Here is a 923-nt window from a genome sequence, read left to right on the forward strand (position 1 = left end):
ATAGCCAGTAATTCTTTTATGTCGAATAGTCTTCAATTTTAATTAGTTTCCAATTTCCGTTAATTTTTTCAAATGTATATTTTACCCATATTCCGTTTTCTACTCCACGAAAAAATATATTTCTGTATTTATTGTCAGCTTGGACGTTAGATAAAATCATAAGTTGATTTATGTCGTCAGTTAACTTCCAAAATTCCCAGTCTTCTTGTTTAATTGTTTTTGTTGCTGTTTCATAGTCGTTGTCTGAGTCAGCAAATGATTCTGTGATTGGGAAAGAAATACTTTTAACTTGAAAAATTGAATCTTTAGAAAACTTCGTCAGGAAATTAATAAAGTCAAGGTCTGGCAAATTCGCAAAAGTCGTTTTCTTAGAATTTTTCAAATACCAATTCTTATTTACTTTTTTAAATGCAAATGATTCTGCAATTTCCTTTTTGAAATCTACTGTAAACATTATTGTAGATTCAAGTTTTACGTCTTTGTCAAAAATGCTCAGCGTGTCCGAAGTCAAGGTTGGAATATATGCATTTGCAGTATAAAATGGTAGATGTCTCCATTCTTCAGAACTCTTTATATTATTGTCTTTTAGTTTAATAGGAAAAACAACTCTGGATTTTTGAAATTCTCTATTCCACATAAATTTTTCAAAGAAGTCCACAAATGAAGAGTCACCTTTGATTTCTGCGGTTTTCATTTCAGTATTGCTTATTTCCATGGCTGTCATTTCATTTTTCTGATTTTTTTCAGAATTGCATGACAACATAAAAATGATCAACATTAAAAAAGGGAGTATTTGCTTCATTTTCGATGTTCTGTGTTATTATTGGCTATAACGTTTTGCAGCTTGGCGAAGGTGGCGATTTCCCCACCAAACTTCCAAACACCGCTTAAAGCCCGAAATTAGCACATAATTTTTATTTGAA

The 923-nt window shown here is 31.0% G+C and carries 1 protein-coding gene; it reads right to left on the reverse strand.

Annotation, left to right across the window (positions count from 1 at the left end; translation table 11 throughout):
• Positions 1 to 16: 16 nt before the first annotated feature.
• The gene (locus H1A14_RS23045) at positions 17 to 802 is read right to left on the reverse strand and encodes a DUF4348 domain-containing protein (RefSeq protein ID WP_194778670.1); all 786 of its coding nucleotides are present in this window, start codon (positions 800 to 802) and stop codon (positions 17 to 19) included.
• Positions 803 to 923 lie beyond the last annotated feature (121 nt).

Source organism: Pararhodonellum marinum (genome assembly GCF_015354735.1).
GTDB lineage: Bacteria > Bacteroidota > Bacteroidia > Cytophagales > Cyclobacteriaceae > Pararhodonellum > Pararhodonellum marinum.